This window comes from Enterovirga sp. (assembly GCF_028290205.1).
Lineage (GTDB): Bacteria > Pseudomonadota > Alphaproteobacteria > Rhizobiales > Beijerinckiaceae > Enterovirga.
This window is the reverse complement of the sequence record NZ_JAQGKF010000221.1, coordinates 1-2912: the sequence shown is the minus strand read 5'-3', so window position 1 is coordinate 2912 and position 2912 is coordinate 1. Positions and strand designations below refer to the sequence as shown.

Genomic DNA, 2912 nt, shown 5'->3' with positions numbered 1-2912 from the left:
CTGTAGCGGCTGCGCCGGGTCTCGCCCTTAGCCGGCGAGGGCCTTGTCGTAGATCGTGAAGTCGAACAGCCCCTCGACGGGCGGCGCGGTCGGGAAGTCGCCGATCTCGACCTCGAAGGCGAGGCTGTCGCGCGTCGCCGCCACGATGGTGCGGGGGTCGATCGCGAAGGACACGGCCTTCGACCGCAGCGCGCGCGCAAACACCTCGGCGTCCACGAGCCCGCCCGACAGCACCGCCTGGATAAAGGGGGCGGCCGCGGCCGGATCGGCCAGGATCAGCTCGCGGGCCCGCGCGGCGAGCCGCACGATGGTCACCAGCGCGTCGGTCTGCTCGCCCATGAAGCGCTCGGTCGCGGACAGGACCACGCCGGGCAGGTTTGGGTACATTTCAGGCGCGAAGGCCACGGTCTTCACGTCCGGCTTGCGGGTCTGCACCAGCGTCAGCGAGGGTTCCAGAACCGTGCCGCCATCGATGGCCCCGGTCAGCATCGCCTGCTGCACGACGTCGATGCCCATGGAGGCGAGCGCGACGTCCTCGAGCTGCACCCCCTGCTGCTTCAGCCAGTAGCGCAGTGCCACGGTCGGGGTGCTGCCAGGCGGCAGGACGCCGATCTTGGCCGGCCGGCCGGTCTGCGCCCGAAACGCCTTGAAGGCCTCGGCCGCCTTGCCGCCATGGGCCGCAAACGCCGCGGCGAGGTTGGGCTGCACGGCGAAGCCGCTGCCGCCGATGCCGGAGGCCGCCACGACCTTGACCGGCAGGCCCCGGGCGCGCGCCACCGCGATCGGTGCAATGCCGACGAACAGCACGTCGAGGGTCCCCGAGGCGAGCGCCTGGATGGCCGGGGGCCCGGATTCGAACTTGGTGGTGACGAGGTCGAGCCCGGCCTCCTTGGTCCAGCCCGCACCCGTCATGACGAAGAGCGGCGCCGCCCCGATCACCGGCACATAGCCGACCCGGACCGGAACCCGGGCCGGCTGGGCGCCGGCCGCGCCCCCGAGCCCGGTGAGGGACAGGCCTGCCAGGGCGGCGGAACGGGCAAGAGCGGAACGGCGTGTCAGCATAGGGGCCTCGGCGGGAATGGTGGGCGGCTTCTAGCACCTCACCGAAGCGCCGTCAGAGCGTGGCGCAACGCCGCCGACAGACCCGTGCTGTCCGTGCCGGTGCCCGGCGCCCGGCGGGCCGTCCGGGCGGGCTGCAGACGCGCCGCCGCCACCGTGGCCCTCAGCCCCGCTTCCAGCGAGCAGATCACCCGGATGCCGGCCTGTTCGGCCACAGGTTCGGCCAGCCCGGCCAGCCCGGCGCCGCCCAGGATCACGACATCCGCGCCGTCCCCGGCACAGGCCCTGCAGCTCTCCGCGAGCAGCCGGACGGCGCCGTCCGGATCGGCCGCGATCTCGCCGCCGGTCGGCGCCACGGTCCGAATCGCGGCGAGCCGGCCGGAGAGGCCCTGCGCGGCAACGAAATCCTGCAGCATGGGGCCCCAGCGCTCGCCGCCGGTGACGATCGCGAAGCGCCGGCCGAGGAGACAGGCCATGTGGCAGGACGCCTCCGCCATGCCGACCACCGGCACGGGCGAGATCTCCTTCAGCGCCTCGAGCCCCGGATCTCCGAAACAGGCGAGCAGCACCGCGTCCGCACCCGGGCCGTGTTCGGCCAGGCAATCCAGGGCCGCGTGGGCGGCGATGGCCGCCGCGGAGCGGCTCGCGATGTAGCGGGCGCCGAAGCGCCCGGTGACGGCCGTGATCTCGGCCTCGTCTCCCAGGATGCGGCCGGCGTGGTCGGCCACGAGCGCGGTGATGCTGTCTGCCGTGTTGGGGTTGATCAGCAGCAGCCGCACGGCCCGGCTCAGCCGGTTCGGCTCGGGTCGGCCGCGGCCCAGACGAGTTCGCGGGTGGCGAATGTGGGCACCACGTCCTGCCGCGCCATCCAGGCCTGCGCCACGTCCCGGTCGAGCCCCGTTTCGGTGAGGCCGAGATCGGCGGCGTGGATGCCGCGGGCCACGAGCAGGGTGTCGATACCGGCGCCATGACCGCCCGCGACATCGGTCCGGATGGCGTCGCCGACGCCGAGCACCCGCGCAAGATCGGCGGGGCGGCCGAGGAGGGTCGCGCCAAGCTCCAGCGCCGCCTGGTAGATCGGGCGATGCGGCTTGCCGGCGGTGACGCTCTGCCCGCCCATCTCCTCATAGGCGGCGGCGAGCGCCCCGGCGCAGATGATGAGGCGGTCGCCCCGCTCCACCACGATGTCGGGATTGGCGCAGACCATCAGCAACCCGCGCGCCCGCATCGCCCGCAGCGCGTCGGCGTAATCGGCGACCGTCTCGGTCTCGTCGTCGAACAGGCCCGTGCAGACCACGTAATCGGCCTCGTCGAGAGGGCAGGCGCGGGCCGGAAGGCCGTCGAACAGGCCGAGATCGCGTTCGGGGCCGATGTGGTGGAACCGCTCGGCGCCCCGGCCGGCCACGAGGTCGCGGGTCAGGTCGCCCGAGGTCCGGATGTCGTCGAAGGCATCGCGCCGCACGCCGAGCGCGGCGAGCTGTGCGACGACGTCCGCTCCGGGACGGGGGGCGTTGGAGACGAGAACGACGCGGCCGCCGCCCTGCCGGTAGCGGGCCAGCGCGTCGCCGGCCGCCCGAAAGGCGCTCACGCCGTCATGGAGCACGCCCCAGACATCGCAGAGCAGCAGGTCGTAGCGCGCCGCGACCTCCTCGAGCCCGTCTACAAAGGTGACCGCGCGGCCCTCCGGCCCCGGGCGGGACAGGATCGCTGCGGTGTGGCCGGGTTCTTCGACGGTTTGGTGGGACATGGCGGGCCGCTACGGTTTTCGCGGCGCCGCTGTCAACCGGCGCGCCGCAGGACGTCCCGGAGCGACAGGCGGCCGAGCGGCGGGACCGGGGCCGCGGCTGCGGCCT

3 protein-coding genes are annotated in these 2912 nt (G+C 73.8%); all 3 read right to left on the bottom strand.

The window, feature by feature from the left end:
- Positions 1-27: 27 nt before the first annotated feature.
- The 3 genes from JWR86_RS15410 to JWR86_RS15400 are packed head-to-tail and all read right to left on the bottom strand — an operon-like array spanning position 28 to position 2806.
- Positions 28-1062: an ABC transporter substrate-binding protein gene (locus JWR86_RS15410; RefSeq protein WP_299567201.1), complete on the bottom strand. Its 1035-nt coding sequence runs from the start codon at positions 1060-1062 to the stop codon at positions 28-30.
- Between the two features lie 38 nt (positions 1063-1100).
- Positions 1101-1838, bottom strand: coding sequence for an aspartate/glutamate racemase family protein (locus JWR86_RS15405; protein ID WP_299567199.1), 738 nt, complete (start codon positions 1836-1838; stop codon positions 1101-1103).
- 8 nt (positions 1839-1846) lie between these two features.
- Positions 1847-2806, bottom strand: coding sequence for a TIGR01459 family HAD-type hydrolase (locus JWR86_RS15400; RefSeq protein WP_299567197.1), 960 nt, complete (start codon positions 2804-2806; stop codon positions 1847-1849).
- Between the last annotated feature and the right edge of the window lie 106 nt (positions 2807-2912).